Here is a 14179-nt window from a genome sequence, read left to right as displayed (position 1 = left end):
GGGAAAGGGTTGGTAGGGAGGGGGGCTTTTGCGGGAAAGGGGGGGAGGGGGGAGGGAGGGGGGGAGAAAGAGGAAGGGGGGGGGGGGCGCCCCCCGTCCCCCCCCACTGCCTGTTCGTCACGGTTCGCCCGGTTACGACCGCTCTTTGAGTGCCTGCTCGATGGTGCGCATCACCTCGTCCAGCGGGGCGTCGGTCCTGGCCACCGTGACCAGGACCTCACCGTGGGCCGCGGCGGTGGCCGGCGGGGTCCGCGGAGCGCTCTCGCGGCCGGCCCCGATGCCGGTGCCGAAGGTCTTGCGCACGATCGCGAAGGCGTGGTCCAGCTGGGCCTCCACGTCCCCCTGGCCGCCCGCCCGCAGCCAGCGCCTGAGGACGTGGTTGTGGGCGGTGACCACGGCCGAGGCGGCCACCTCGGCCAGCAGCGGGTCGTCGTTGGCGTCGTCGGCGTGCGCGTGCTCGTCGAAGTGCCCGAGCAGATAGCGGGTGAACAGACGCTCGTAGCGGGCCACGGAGGCGATCTCCGCCTCGCGCAGCGTCGGCACCTCGCGGGTGAGCTTGTAGCGGGCGACCGAGATCTCCGGCCGCGCCGCGTACATCTTCATGACTTCCTTGATGCCCCGGCACACGGTGTCGAGCGGGTGCTCGTGCGCGGGGGCGGCGTTGAGGACCGCCTCGGCGCGGATCAGTGTGTCGTCGTGGTCCGGGAAGATCGCCTCTTCCTTGGAGCGGAAGTGGCGGAAGAAGGTGCGCCGGGCGACCCCGGCGGCGGCGGCGATCTCGTCGACGGTGGTGGCTTCGTACCCCTTGGTCGCGAACAGCTCCATGGCTGCTGCCGCCAGTTCTCGGCGCATTTTGAGCCGCTGGGCGGCGGCGCGGCTGCCTGCGGCACTTTCCGGCGCGTCGGGCGTAGCTGGTGTACGTGAGGACTTGGCGGGCTGGGACATGACCCGAACGTACTGCATGCGCGCGGCTCTCTGCGCAGGTCCGGGGTGTCCCCCGCCCGTGGACGGCGGGGGACCGCCGGGCCGGGCCGGCGGGGGACGGCCGCCCGGGTCGAGCAGTCCGCCCCAGTCCGTCTCCGTCCGGAACCAGTCGCCGACGCCGTCAGCGGCGGGCATACTCGCGGAAGCCGCGGCCGGTCTTGCGGCCGAGGCAGCCCGCGGCCACCAGGTGCTCCAGCAGCGGCGCCGGGGCGAGGCCCGGGTCGCGGAACTCGTGGTGCAGCACCCGCTCGATGGCCAGCGAGACGTCCAGGCCGACCACGTCCAGCAGTTCGAACGGGCCCATCGGGTAGCCGCCGCCGAGCTTCATCGCCGCGTCGATGTCGTCCAGGGACGCGTAGTGGTCCTGCACCATCTTGATCGCGTTGTTCAGGTACGGGAACAGCAGCGCGTTCACGATGAAGCCGGCCCGGTCGCCGCAGTCGACGGCGTGCTTCCTGATCTTCCCGCAGACCTCGCGGACCGTCGCGTGCACGTCGTCGGCGGTCAGCACCGTGCGGACCACCTCGACCAGCTTCATCGCCGGCGCCGGGTTGAAGAAGTGCATGCCGATCACGTCCTGCGGGCGCGAGGTGGCGCGGGCGCAGGCGACGACGGGCAGCGACGAGGTGGTGGTGGCCAGGACCGCGCCCGGCTTGCACACCTTGTCCAGCGTGGCGAACAGCTGCCGCTTGACCTCCAGGTCCTCCGCGACCGCCTCCACGGCGAGGTCCACCTCGGCGAAGGCGTCGTAGGAGCCCGCCGGGGCGATCCTCTCCAGGGTCTCGGCGGCGGCCTCGGCGGTCAGCCGGCCCTTGTCGACGGACCGGGCGAGGGACTTGCCGATCCGGGCCTTGGCCGCCTGGGCCTTCTCCTCGCTGCGGGCGGCCAGGACCACCTGGTAGCCCGCCTTGGCGAACACCTCGGCGATGCCGGAGGCCATGGTGCCGGAGCCGGCGACACCGACCGAGCGGACCTCCCGGCCCGCGCCGAGCGAGCCGTCCGCCGCCGGGGTCAGCGCGTCCGGCACCACGGCGTTGCTGCCCGGCGCCTCGTAGGTGTAGAAGCCGCGCCCGGACTTGCGGCCGGTCAGGCCCGCCTCGCTGAGCTGCTTCAGGATCGGGGCCGGCGCGTGCAGCCGGTCCCGGGACTCGGCGTACATGGCCTCCAGGACCGTCCGCGCGGTGTCGATGCCGATCAGGTCCAGCAGGGCGAGCGGGCCCATCGGCAGGCCGCAGCCGAGCCGCATGGCGGCGTCGATGTCCTCGCGGGAGGCGTACTTGGCCTCGTACATCGCGGCGGCCTGGTTGAGGTAGCCGAACAGCAGCCCGTCCGCGACGAAGCCGGGGCGGTCGCCGACCGAGACCGGCTCCTTGCCCAGCTCGATCGCCAGGTCGGTGACGGCGGCGACCGCCCCCGGCGCGGTCAGCACCGAGGAGACGACCTCGACCAGCTTCATCGCCGGCGCCGGGTTGAAGAAGTGCAGGCCGAGCACGCGCTCCGGGCGGGCCGAGTCCGCGGCCAGCCGGGTCACGGACAGCGCGTTGGTGCCGGTCGCCAGGATCGTCTCCGGGCGGACGATGCCGTCCAGTTCACGGAAGATCTGCTGCTTGATCTCGTACGACTCCGGGGCCACCTCGATGACGAGGTCGGCGTCGGCCGCCGCGGTGAGGTCGGTGGCGGTGCGCACCCGGGCCAGCGCCCCGGCGCGCTCCTCCTCGGTGAGCCGGCCGCGCTCCACGGCACGGGCGGTGGCGGCCTCCAGGGAGGCGAGCGCCTTGGCGGTCCGGTCCTCGCTGATGTCGATGCCGATCACCTCGCGGCCGGCCTTCGCGAGGACCTCGGTGATACCGGTGCCCATGGTGCCGAGGCCGACGACGGCGACCGTCTTGAGCGGGGACAGGGAGCTGCCGGACTGGGGGGACAGGGGAGTGGCCATCGCGGGACTCCAGGAATGAGGGTGACGACGAGGAGCGCGCCGGGTGCGCCGAAGGGCGCACCACGGTGCGAGGAGAGTGCGGGTGTTGCCGGGCTGCGAGCGCACACGCCCGGTGCCGCCGGTGCCACGGGCGTGCACACGCCCGGGAGCGGCGGAAGGTCCGACCGGCTCTGTCCCGAAGCCGGGTCGTACTGCGGTACACACGGCGTACCGAACCGACAGAAACTCGCTCGCGACGGCCGCGTCACCAAACCGTCGCCAGCGGAAGTGCGAGAGGGTTACTCGCTCGTATGAGCTTAACCGGCGGGTAACGAGCGCGCCAGCCCCCGACGGGAAACCGACTTTGTGATGTACCTCCCTCGGCGGCGGCGACCCGCCTACGCTGGACCTCGTGGACGAAGAGTTGCGATCGCTCACGGAACGCTTACGGCAGGAGTCGGGCGGGACGGCCGGCTTCGACCGGCTGCTGGCCACCGAGGACCACGACGAACTGGCGGAGGTGCTCACCGCTCCCGGACAGCCCCTGTGGGCCAGGGAGCTGGCCGCGTTCCGCCTCGGGCGCGCGGGGGACCGGCGCGCCTTCGAGTCCCTGGTGCTGCTGCTCAACCACCGCGACCCGCCGCGCTGCGCCTCCGCCGCGCACGCCCTCGCCCGGCTCGGCGACCCGCGCACCGCCCGGGCCGCCGCCGCCCTCGCCACCAACGAACTCCGCGTCGCCTACGCCCTGCACCCGGTACGGCTCCTGGTCGAACTGCGCGCCCCCGAGTCCGTACCCGCGCTGATCACCACCCTGGAGCGGCGGCTGCGCCCGCACGACCCCTACCGGCGGGTGGCCCTGGCGTGTGTGGAGGGCCTGGGCGCGCTCGGCGACGCCCGCGCCCGGCGGGTGCTGAGCGAGGCCCTCGCGCACCCCGCGCTCGCCGAGGCGGCGGTGCACGCGCTGGCCCGCATCCCGCAGCAGCAGCCCCGCTGACGCCCGTCAGCCGCCCAGCGTCCGCACGTACCGCACCTCGGGCACGGGCACGCCGTCCACGTCGAAGGGCTCCTCGGCGCCGTCGGGCCGGAACCCGGCGCGCTCGTAGAAGTGGCGGGCGGGGGTGTTGCCCTTCAGGACCCACAGCAGCATCCGGGGATACGCCGGGCAGCACCGCTCGACCGACGCGGCCAGCAACGCCCGGCCGATCCCGCCGCCGAGAAGGTCCGGGTCGACGTAGACCGCGTACAGTTCGGCGTCCCCGGTCGAGGTGTCGCCGTCCCGGTACGGCCCGCACGCCGCCCACCCGACGACCCTGCCGCCCCGCTCGGCGACCAGGTTCACCACCGAGCCGTCGCCCTGCCCGAACCGGGCCCGCCGCCGCTCGGCGTCCGCGGCGACGCTGAGCCCGTCGAGGTACGGCTGCGGCACGAGCCCCCGGTAGGCGTGCTGCCAGCCGCGGATCCGGATCTCGGAGACGCGGTCGCAGTCGGCGAACCGCATCTCCCGGACCGTCAGGAGGCTCACGCGGACACCACCGCCAGAGCCTCGACCTCCAGCAGGAACTCCGGCGCCACCAGAGCCGCCACCTGCACCGCCGAGGAGGCGGGCAGGCGGTCGTCGGGTATGTGCGCCGCGCGGGCCGCGCGGACCGCCGGCAGATGGGCCATGTCCGTCACGAAGTACGTCAGCTTCACGACGTCCGCGAAACCGGCGCCCGCGGCGGCCAGGCACCGCCGCAGGTTCTCGAACACCTGCCGGGCCTGGGCCGCCGGATCGCCCGCGCCGACCAGCTTCCCGTCCTCGTCGAGGGGGAGCTGGCCGGAGACCGCGACGAGACGGCCGGTCGCGGTGGCGACATGGGCGTACTGGGTGGCGGGGAACACCCCGCCGGGGGCGGCGATGCGGGTCGGTTCGCTCATGGGTTCATGGTGGACCATCCCACTGACAACGCCCCCGCGGGCAGGGGCCCTTGCCTAAGGGCGGAAGCCCAGCAGGCCGTGCAGCATCGAGCCGCGGGACGCCGTCGCCGCCGACTTCCCCTTCAGCGGCCGCGGATCCGGCGACTTCGCGCAGATCGCGTCGGCCTGGCCGGTACCCCGCGGCACCGTGCCGCTGTCCAGGTACGCGGCCAGGTGCCTGTCCAGGCAGGTGTTGCCGCTCAGCGTGACGCCGTGGTTGCCGCCGCCCTGCTCGACCACCAGGCTGGAGCGGGCCAGCAGCCGGTGGGCCGTCACCCCGCCGGGATACGGGGTCGCCGCGTCCTCGGTCGCCTGGAACAGCAGTGCCGGCGGCAGCGAGCCGTTGGTGACGTCCACCGGCTTCAGCGGGGCCGTCGGCCAGAACGCGCAGGGCGCGTTGTACCAGGTGTTGTTCCAGGCCATCAGCGGCGCCTTCGCGTACACCTTCCAGCCGTCCGCACGCCACCGGTTCCAGCCGCGCGGCCAGGCCGCGTCACGGCACTGCACCGCCGTGTAGACGCTGTAGCCGTTCTCGCCCGAGGCGTCCACCGCAGCGAGGTTGTCGTACGCCTTCACCAGCGGCCCGGTGTCCTTGCGGTGGACGTAGGCCGCGAACGCCTCGGCGAGGTGGGGCCAGTAGCCGTTGTAGTAGGCGCCGGGCATGAAGGTGTCCTCCAGCTCGGCGGCCCCCACCCGGCCCCCGGCCGGCTTCTTCGCCAGCGCCGACCGCATCGCGTACCAGCGGGCCTCGATCTTCGCGGGGTCCTTGCCGAGCCGGTACGTCGTGTCGTACGTGGCGATCCAGGCCATCAGCGCGCGGTGGCGGTCGTTGAAGGCGTAGTCCTGGCCCAGGTTGTCCTCGTACCAGACCCCGGTCGGGTCGACGATCGAGTCCAGCACCAGGCGGTGCACCCGCGTGGGATACAGCTTCGCGTAGACCGCGCCCAGGTAGGTGCCGTAGGAGTAGCCGAAGTAGCTGATCCGCCGCGCGCCGAGGGCCCGGCGGACGGCGTCCAGGTCCCGGGCCGCGCTGACGGTGTCCAGGTACGGCAGGACGTCGGCGTACTTGCGGCCGCAGGCGGCGGCGAAGGACCGGGCGCGGTCGAGGTTGGCCCGCTCCAGCGCGGGCGTGCCCGGCACGGAGTCCGGGCGGACCGGCCTGAAGTGGCCGGGCGCGCAGTTCAGGGCGGGCGTGCTCCGGCCGACCCCGCGCGGGTCGAAGCCGATGACGTCGTAGCGGGACGCGACGCTCTTCGGCAGCGCCGACGCGACGAACCCGGCGAGGGTCAGACCGCTGCCGCCGGGGCCGCCGGGGTTGACCAGCAGCGGGCCCTGGGAGGCCCGCGCGGTGTGCGGGACGCGGGACAGGGCGAGGGTGATCTGCCGGCCCGCCGGGTTCGCGTGGTCCAGCGGCACCTTCAGGGACGCGCACTGGAGCCTGGGGTACTCGCTGATGCCGCACTTCTTCCAGCTGAGCTGCGCGGGCTGCTGCCGGCCGAGCCCGTCGGGCCGGGCGGCCTGCGCGGGAACGGCGGTGACCGAGCCCACCAGCACGGCGGTGACTGCGGCCGCGCACAGCACGGCTGCGCGTGTTCTCATACGGGTCCTCCCGGGACGGAGGGGGTCGGAGAACCGCGAGGCTCACGGTTCTCGCCGGATCGTCCCGGAATCGGGGCCCTGAAGAACCCGTTCTATCAATAGTTGACCCAATTGGGCCGTGGGATGCCCCCTAACGCCCCGGACGTGTTCACATGAGGCTGAGCTGGACCGGCTCGGAGGCGGCCGGGGCGGGTGCCGGCTCGGCGGGACGGATCCGGTGGGCCAGCCCCGCGCGCGTGGGTCCGATGCCGTACTCCTGGGCCAGCTCGTGCACCTGACGGGTGATCCGGCGCTGGTACCACCGGGGCGCGTAGGCGCCCTCCGCGTACAGCCGCTCGTACCGCCGCACCAGGTGGGGGTGGTGCTGCCCGAGCCAGGCCATGAACCACTCCCGGGCGCCCGGGCGCAGATGCAGCACCAAGGGGGTGACGGAGGTGGCCCCGGCCGCCGCGATCTCCCGTACCGTCGCCCGCAGTTGGGCCGGCTGGTCGCTCAGGAACGGGATCACCGGCGCCATCAGCACCCCGCAGCCGATCCCGTGCTCGCCGAGGGTGCGGACGACGTCCAGCCGGCGCTCGGGCGCGGGCGTGCCCGGCTCCACCGTGCGCCACAGCTCGGTGTCCAGGAAGCCGACGGAGACCGAGATGCCCACGTCCGTCACCTCGGCCGCCCGCACCAGCAGCTCCAGGTCGCGCAGGATCAGGGTGCCCTTGGTGAGGATCGAGAACGGGTTCGCGTGGTCGGTGAGCGCGGAGATGATGCCCGGCATCAGCCGGTAGCGGCCCTCGGCGCGCTGGTAGCAGTCGACGTTCGTGCCCATCGCCACGTGGTCGCCCTGCCAGCGGCGGGAGGCCAGCTGGCGGCGCAGCACCTCGGGGGCGTTGACCTTGACCACGATCTGGGTGTCGAAGCCGAGGCCCGTGTCCAGGTCCAGGTAGCTGTGCGTCTTGCGGGCGAAACAGTAGACACACGCGTGCGTGCAGCCCCGGTAGGGGTTGACCGTCCACTCGAACGGCATGCGCGAGGCACCCGGCACCCGGTTCAGCACCGAGCGCGCCCGCACCTCGTGGAAGGTGATCCCGCGGAACTCGGGGGTGTCGAAGGTGCGGGTGGTCACGGCGTCCGCGCCGAACAGCGCGGCGTCGGCGGCCCTGCCGTGTTCGCCCTCGTCCGTGAGGTTCTCCCAGCGCATGACGCCTCCTCGCTCGCCCTGGAGCACAGAATAGAACATGTGTTCCCATGATCGTGCGGGCCCCGATTTGGGCGGCCGGGCGCCGGGGTGGTTGGCTTGCCCCAACCCCGAGGAACCAGGTCGTGGAGGAACGCAATGGCGCAGGTCGAGGCCACTACGGAGCGGGTCGTCGCGGCGGACGCGGAGAAGGTGTTCGACGCCCTCGCCGACTACCGCGGCACCCGGCAGAAGCTGCTGCCCGAGCACTTCAGCGAGTACGAGGTGCGCGAGGGCGGCGACGGCGAGGGCACCCTCGTCCACTGGAAGCTCCAGGCCACCAGCAAGCGGGTGCGCGACTGCCTGCTGGAGGTCAGCGAGCCCACCGACGGCGAGCTGGTCGAGAAGGACCGCAACTCCTCCATGGTCACCACCTGGCGCGTCACCCCCGCCGGTGAGGGCAGGTCCCGTGTCGTCGTCACCACCACCTGGCAGGGCGCCGGCGGCATCGGCGGCTTCTTCGAGAGGACCTTCGCACCCAAGGGCCTCGGCCGGATCTACGACGCCGTGCTCGCCAGGCTCGCCGCCGAGGTCGAGAAGTAAGTCCCCGGGACCCGAGGGGCGTTGGCCCCTTCACCGGTTCGAGTGGAATCACATCTCGACCGGGTCGGCGCCGTAACTCGTCGCACTTGCTCGGAGTTGTCGCATCGCGCGGGAACTGTGTGGCAGGTGTGACGAGGGGAGCGCTACATGAGCGGGATCACTCTGGATCGGACGGAAACGGTCGCCGCGCCACCCGGCCTCCCCGCCCCGGCACCCGCCCAGGCCGTCGAACCGAGCTCCCGCCGCGTGCGGTCGGTCTTCTTCGGGCTGATGCCGGCACTGCTGCTGGCCGCCCTCGACCAGATGATCGTCGCCACCGCCCTGCCGAAGGTCGTCGGTGAACTCCACGGCCTGGACCGGATGTCCTGGGCGATCACCGCCTATCTGCTCACCTCCACCATCGGCCTGCCGATCTACGGCAAACTCGGCGACCTGCTCGGCCGCAAGGGCGTCTTCCAGTTCGCCATCGCCGTCTTCGTCCTGGGTTCCGCGCTCGCCGGCCGGGCCGGCACCATGGACCAGCTGATCGCCTTCCGCGCGCTCCAGGGCGTCGGCGCCGGCGGCCTCATGATCGGTGTGCAGGCGATCATCGCCGACATCGTCCCGCCCCGGGAACGCGGCCGGTACATGGGACTGATCGGCGCCGTCTTCGGCCTCGCCTCCGTCGCCGGACCGCTGCTCGGCGGCTACTTCACCGACCACCTCTCCTGGCGCTGGTGCTTCTACATCAACGTCCCCTTCGGCCTGGTCACCCTGGCCGTCGTCGCCGTCGTCCTCAAGCTCCCGAGGCCCCGGGTACGGGCCCGGCTCGACGTGCTCGGTTCGCTGCTGCTCGCCGCCGCCTCCACCTGCCTGGTCCTGCTCACCAGCTGGGGCGGCACCGCATACGCCTGGGACTCCCGGCAGATCCTCGGCCTCGGCGCCGGCGCCCTCGCCGCCACCGTCCTCTTCCTCGTCGCCGAACGCTTCGCCGCCGAACCCCTCATCCCGCTCAGGCTGTTCCGCGACTCCGTCTTCGTCGTCAGCGGTCTGGTCGGCCTGGTGATCGGCGTCGCCCTGTTCGGTGCCGCCAGCTATCTGCCGACCTTCCTGCAGATGGTCGACGGGGCCAGCGCCACCGAGTCCGGGCTGCTGATGCTGCCCATGATGGCCGGGATCGTCGGCGCCTCGATCATCGGCGGCCAGCTCATCAGCCACACCGGCCGCTACCGGATCTTCCCGCTGCTCGGCGGCGCCGTCGCCACCGTCGGCATGTGGCTGCTGTCCCGGCTGGAGACCGACACCCCCCGGCTGCACTACAGCGTCTGGATGGCCGTCCTCGGCGCCGGTATCGGCCTGGTGATGCCCGTCCTCGTCCTCGCCGTGCAGAACTCCGTGCGCCCCGCCGACCTCGGCACCGCCACCAGCGCCAACAACTACTTCCGGCAGATCGGCGGCAGCGTCGGCGCCGCCGTCTTCGGCACCCTCTTCGCCGACCGGCTCACCTCCGCGTTGCGCGAGGAGCTGCCCCCGCGCGCGGGCACCGAACTGCCCGACGCCGACTCGATCACCCCGCAGCTCGTCCACGCGCTGTCCCCGGCCCTGCGCGACGCCTACATCCACGCCTACGCCGACGCGATGCCCCGGATCTTCCTCTACCTCGTCCCGGTGCTCGCCCTCGGCCTGCTCATCGCCTTCTTCCTCAAGGAGAAACCACTGGTGTCCCACAACACCGCCGAAACGGAGCCGCAGACCGTGACCGCCTCGATCCCCGGCGCCCGAGCGCCCTACGCCGCCGGGGTCCCCGTCTGCGGCACCGTGCAGCACCCCGACGGCACCGTGGTGCCCCGCGCGGCCCTCACCCTCATCGACATCGCCGGGCAGCAGATCGGCCGGGGCGCCAGCGGCGAGGACGGACGCTACGCGCTCAGCACGCCCGGCTCCGGGTCGTACGTGCTGATCGCCGCCGCCGGCGGGCACCAGCCGCAGGCCGTCTCCGTCACCGTCGGCGAACGCCCCGTCGAACTCGACGTCGTCCTCGGCGGCGCCGGACGCCTCGCCGGCAGCGTGCTCACCGCCGACGGCAGCCCCGTGCGGGACGCCACCGTCACCCTCACCAACGTGCACGGCGAGGTCGTGGCGAGCACCCGCAGCGGACGCGAGGGCGGCTACGTCATCACCGAACTGGTCGCCGGCGAGTACACCCTCGCCGCCAGCGCCCCCGCCTTCCGGCCCGCCGCGCTCCCGGTCACCGTGCAGGCCTCCCGGGAGACCCGGCAGGACATCGAACTCGCGGGCGGCGCGGTGCTGAGGGGCACCGTCCGGGCGAGCGGCGGACGGGCCGTGGAGGACGCGCGCGTGACCCTGCTCGACGCCGCCGGCAACGTGGTCGACACCCTCACCACCGGACCCGACGGAACGTTCCGGTTCGTGGACCTCTCCTCCGGCGAGTACACCGTCATCGCCGCAGGTTACCCGCCGGTCGCCACAGTGCTGCAGGTCGCGGGGGGTGGCCGCACGGAGCGCGATCTCCAACTGGGCCACGAGGACTGAGCGGGGCGCGTGGCCGCGCGCCGGAGCGATCCGGTGAAACCAATTCCAGGATTGCCACACATCGCGACCGGACGTCGCCGTACCGTAGTGGCGGGCGGCACAGATCGTTTGCGGACAGCCGTGGGGAGAGAGGGCCTGGGCCATGGACCGTGGCAGCGAGCGGGACACAGCTCCCGGGCGTGGCGCCGGCGACATCGCGGCGGGCCGGATTCCGCTGGCCGTGGTGATCGTCGACCGCGCCGGGCTGGTGTCCCACTGGAGCAGTGGCGCGCGGCGTCTGTTCGGCGTGAGCCGGGAGGACGCCGTGGGCCGTACCGCGGCCGACCTGCTGCCCGTCGCCGGCACCCTCCCGGACGACCCGCCGGCCGGCGCGGCCCCGGACGCCTCCGCGGTCCACGACGGACCCGGCCCCGACCTGGAGTCCTCGCTCGACGGGCACACCGGCTACGCCACCGCGGGCCGCGCCCGCCTCTGCCCGCCCGCGCAGACGTCCGGTGACGAGCGGCTCGACGTGCTGTGGTGGGCCTACCCGCTGGTCGGCCCGGGCCCCTCCCGGCTGCTCGTGCTCGCCGCCGACGCCACCCGGCTGCGCGACGAACGCGGCTACGACGACGAGACCGCCGAGCGCGTCTCGCCCGGCTTCGCCCGCCACACCGAACTGCCCGCCTCCGAGGAACTCGAACGGCGCCTGCCCGACATCCTGCCCAACATGGGCCCGGGACTCAGCGCCCGGATCGTCTCCCAGGTCCTCGAACTCGGCTACCCGGTCCTGGAGTTCAGCCAGTCCGAGCGGGTCCCCGTGAGCCCGTACTGGGGCGTGCCCCGCCGCCCCGGCCGCACCCGCGCCGGAGCCGCCGCGGCCACCCGGGCCTTCGTACCCCGGCAGCGGACGCCGTCCGTGGTCCCGGCCGGCGCCGAACAGGACCTGGAGTACGCCGCCGTCCGCGAGCGGCTGGAGTTCCTCAACGAGGTCAGCTCCCGCATCGGCTCCTCCCTGGACCTCGGCGAGACCATCCGCGAGGTCACCAGCGCCGCCGTACCCCGGTTCGCGGACTTCGCCGGCACCCATCTGCGCGCCGCGGTGCTGGCCGGCGAGGGCTTCCCGGACGGCCCGCCGGACGCCAGCACCGTGATGTTCCGCGTGTGGGTCGAGCACAACGACGAACCGGGCCGCTGGGACGACACCGTGCCCGTCGGCGAGGCCTTCGCCTTCCCCGAGCACACCCCGTTCTACCAGTGCATGGTCACCGGCGAGCCCGTCCTCGTCCCGCGGGTCACCGAGGAGCTGTCCGAGCGGATCTCCGGCGAGTTCGAGAAGCGCGACCTCCGCCCGCTGATCGGCGGCCGTTCGCTGCTGATCGTCCCGCTCAAGGCGCGCAACGTCGTCCTCGGCTTCATGGTGCTGATGCGCCGCCCCGACCGGCCGCAGTTCGACGACATGGACCGCACCACCGGCGCCGAACTCGCCGCCCGCGCCGGCCTCGTGCTCGACAACGCCCGCATGTACACGTACCAGGAGAACGTCGCCGACACCCTCCAGGACAGCATGCTGCCGCGGGTCGCCCCGCGGATGGCCGGCTGCGACATCGCCACCCGCTACCTGCCCGGCACCCGGCTCGGCCGGATCGGCGGCGACTGGTTCGACACCATCAAGCTGCCCGGCTCCCGCACCGCCCTCGTCGTCGGCGACGTCATGGGCCACGGCCTCAACTCGGCCGCGATGATGGGTCAGCTGCGCACCGCCGTGCAGACCATGGCCACCATGGAGACCCCGCCCGCCCAGCTGCTGCGCAACCTGGACGACCTGGCCCGCAGGCTCGGCGACAGCTACCTCGCCACCTGCCTGTACGCGGTCTACGACCCGATCCGCGGCGACCTGACCCTCGCCAACGCCGGCCACATCCCGCCCGTGCTGGTCCGGGCCGAGGACGGCAGCAGCGAACTCCTCGACCTGCCCACCGGCGCACCCGTAGGCGTCGGCGGGGTCCCGTTCGAGGCCACCCGGGTCAGGGTCCGGCCCGGCGACCGCCTGGTGCTGTGCACCGACGGCCTGGTGGAGGTGCGCGGCACCGACATCGGCGAGGGCCTCGCCGCGCTCTGCGAGTCCGCCGCCCACCCCGCGGCCTCCATGGACGACGCCTGCGACACCATCATCCGCGCCCTGAACACGCGCGGCGGCCGCAAGGACGACGTCGCCCTGCTCATGGCCCGCCTCAACGGCATCCCCGACGAGCACGTCGCCGAGTGGCGGCTCGACCCCGACCCGCGCGAGGTGGCCAGGGCCCGCCGCCTGGTCCGCGAGCGTCTTGTGGACTGGGGCCTGCCGCAGGCCGTGGAGACGGCCGAACTGCTGGTCAGCGAGGTCGTCACCAACGCCGTCCGGCACGCGGAGAGCGACCGGATCGGGCTGCGGGTGGTCCGCACCGACGCGCTGCTGTTCGAGGTCACCGACGACGAGCCCGCCCTGCCCGCGATGCTGAGCGCCGGCCCCTACGACGACTCGGGCCGCGGTCTGCGCGTGGTGAGCCGGCTGGCCCGGGAGTGGGGTGCCAGCGCCACCGGGCACCGCAAGACCGTCTGGTTCGAACAGGCCATTCACATCTCGTGAAGACGGTCGCCCGGCTCTTGCCGTAGGCCCGGACGCCGCGATATCCCGATCACGGAATCGAACCGTGGGGAGATCGTATGAACGTCTCGGAGAACTACCGCAACGCGTGGGAGAGTTACTGGCGCGAGACCTCCGACGCCCGGGGCGAGGCGATATGGGACTCCGATCCCTCCCTGAGCGCCGCGCCGCACAGCGAACTGCTCCTGTCGCACGCCGACCCGGACCGGACCATCGTCGACCTCGGCTGCGGCAACGGCACCCAGACCCGCTACCTGGCCACCCGCTTCGCCCGCGCCGTCGGCGTCGACCTCTCGCACGCCGCCGTCGAGCACGCCCGCCGCGCCGCGAACGGCGCCCCCGTCGAGTTCCGGCAGCTCGACCTCACCGACACGGACGCCGTGCGCGCCCTGCACCGGCGGCTCGGCGACGCCCACGTCTACATGCGTGCCGTGATCCACCAGAGCGAACCGGCCGCGCGGCCCGCGGTGGCCGCCGCCGTCGCCGAGCTGATCGGCAGCGAGGGACGCGCCTTCGTCGTCGAACTCACCTCAGGCTCCCGGGACGTCCTGGGGCGTGCCGCATCCGAGCCGGGCGGCCCGGGTCCCAAGCTCCAACGCGTCTTCCACCACGGCCTCAAGCCCGCCGACGCCCCCGACGACGAGATCCCGCGGCTGCTCGCCGAGGCGGGCCTCTCCGTCCTGGCCGAGGGCGGGACGACCGTGCCGCAGACCGAGTACCTCGCGGACGGCACCCGGATCGACCTGCCGGCCCACTGGTACGTCCTCGGCAGGGCCTGACCGGACCCGGGGCCGCT

At 73.2% G+C, this 14179-nt stretch carries 11 protein-coding genes; 5 read left to right on the top strand and 6 right to left on the bottom strand.

Features of this window, described 5'->3' with window-relative positions; genetic code table 11:
* Nucleotides 1-132: 132 nt before the first annotated feature.
* Both ACZ4U1_RS24720 and ACZ4U1_RS24715 read right to left on the bottom strand, forming a co-directional pair.
* Entirely contained in the window at nucleotides 133-945 is an 813-nt protein-coding gene (locus ACZ4U1_RS24720) for a TetR family transcriptional regulator (protein WP_467906011.1), read from the bottom strand.
* Between the two features lie 160 nt (nucleotides 946-1105).
* Entirely contained in the window at nucleotides 1106-2920 is a 1815-nt protein-coding gene (locus ACZ4U1_RS24715) for a 3-hydroxyacyl-CoA dehydrogenase family protein (RefSeq protein WP_467906010.1), read from the bottom strand.
* A gap of 391 nt (nucleotides 2921-3311) precedes the next feature.
* On the opposite strand from ACZ4U1_RS24715, the gene ACZ4U1_RS24710 reads away from it, so the two are divergent.
* Complete coding sequence (locus tag ACZ4U1_RS24710; protein WP_467906009.1) at nucleotides 3312-3893, top strand: adenylosuccinate lyase; 582 nt, start codon at nucleotides 3312-3314, stop codon at nucleotides 3891-3893.
* A gap of 6 nt (nucleotides 3894-3899) precedes the next feature.
* On the opposite strand, the gene ACZ4U1_RS24705 is transcribed toward ACZ4U1_RS24710, so the two are convergent.
* The 4 genes from ACZ4U1_RS24705 to ACZ4U1_RS24690 all read right to left on the bottom strand — a co-directional run bounded on the left by ACZ4U1_RS24705 (nucleotide 3900) and on the right by ACZ4U1_RS24690 (nucleotide 7646).
* Nucleotides 3900-4421: a GNAT family N-acetyltransferase gene (locus tag ACZ4U1_RS24705; protein ID WP_467906008.1), complete on the bottom strand. Its 522-nt coding sequence runs from the start codon at nucleotides 4419-4421 to the stop codon at nucleotides 3900-3902.
* Complete coding sequence (locus ACZ4U1_RS24700; protein ID WP_467906007.1) at nucleotides 4418-4816, bottom strand: RidA family protein; 399 nt, start codon at nucleotides 4814-4816, stop codon at nucleotides 4418-4420. Before ACZ4U1_RS24700 ends, ACZ4U1_RS24705 begins: the two co-directional genes overlap by 4 nt.
* A gap of 54 nt (nucleotides 4817-4870) precedes the next feature.
* Nucleotides 4871-6454, bottom strand: coding sequence for an alpha/beta hydrolase (locus ACZ4U1_RS24695; RefSeq protein ID WP_467906006.1), 1584 nt, complete (start codon nucleotides 6452-6454; stop codon nucleotides 4871-4873).
* Between the two features lie 148 nt (nucleotides 6455-6602).
* Nucleotides 6603-7646: an Rv2578c family radical SAM protein gene (locus tag ACZ4U1_RS24690; RefSeq protein WP_467906221.1), complete on the bottom strand. Its 1044-nt coding sequence runs from the start codon at nucleotides 7644-7646 to the stop codon at nucleotides 6603-6605.
* A gap of 135 nt (nucleotides 7647-7781) precedes the next feature.
* Between ACZ4U1_RS24690 and ACZ4U1_RS24685 the strand changes: the two genes are divergently transcribed.
* The 4 genes from ACZ4U1_RS24685 (at nucleotide 7782) to ACZ4U1_RS24670 (ending at nucleotide 14162) form a co-directional block, all read left to right on the top strand.
* On the top strand, nucleotides 7782-8225 hold the full coding sequence (locus ACZ4U1_RS24685; protein ID WP_467906005.1) for an SRPBCC family protein: 444 nt from the start codon (nucleotides 7782-7784) through the stop codon (nucleotides 8223-8225).
* A 147-nt stretch (nucleotides 8226-8372) separates the two neighbouring features.
* The gene (locus tag ACZ4U1_RS24680) at nucleotides 8373-10757 is read left to right on the top strand and encodes an MFS transporter (protein WP_467906003.1); all 2385 of its coding nucleotides are present in this window, start codon (nucleotides 8373-8375) and stop codon (nucleotides 10755-10757) included.
* A gap of 142 nt (nucleotides 10758-10899) precedes the next feature.
* Nucleotides 10900-13365, top strand: coding sequence for an ATP-binding SpoIIE family protein phosphatase (locus tag ACZ4U1_RS24675; protein ID WP_467906002.1), 2466 nt, complete (start codon nucleotides 10900-10902; stop codon nucleotides 13363-13365).
* Between the two features lie 77 nt (nucleotides 13366-13442).
* Entirely contained in the window at nucleotides 13443-14162 is a 720-nt protein-coding gene (locus ACZ4U1_RS24670) for a class I SAM-dependent methyltransferase (protein WP_467906000.1), read from the top strand.
* Nucleotides 14163-14179 lie beyond the last annotated feature (17 nt).

Source organism: Streptomyces sp. NPDC028928, assembly GCF_055564915.1.
The sequence above is the reverse complement of the archived record's forward strand: the minus strand, read 5'-3'. Positions and strand labels throughout refer to the sequence as shown.